Source organism: Bacillus cereus group sp. BfR-BA-01355 (assembly GCF_022663675.1).
Taxonomy (GTDB): Bacteria; Bacillota; Bacilli; order Bacillales; family Bacillaceae_G; genus Bacillus_A; species Bacillus_A thuringiensis_S.
In genome coordinates, this window is the sequence record NZ_JAKUFY010000424.1 from 1 (window position 1) to 241 (window position 241).

The window sequence follows — 241 nt, forward strand, 5'->3', positions numbered from 1 at the left end:
GTAATGAAAATTACTATGATAGTCTGGTTGCAGTTTGGATTTTCACACATAGTTGTGTGTATGAAAATCGAAGAGGCAACTGGACTTTTTGTTGTCTCAAAAAAAATAAATAGGCACACTGTTCGAAAGGATAGGTCGCAAAGCTAAGAGTCTAAGGTAATGAAAATTACTATGATAGTCTGGTTGCAGTTTGGATTTTCACACATGTTGTGATATATGAAAATCGAAAAGGCAACCAGGC

General features: G+C 35.7%; 1 riboswitch.

Annotation, left to right across the window (positions count from 1 at the left end):
• The first annotated feature begins 102 nt into the window (after positions 1-102).
• Positions 103-191, top strand: a riboswitch (cyclic di-GMP riboswitch).
• Positions 192-241: the final 50 nt, after the last annotated feature.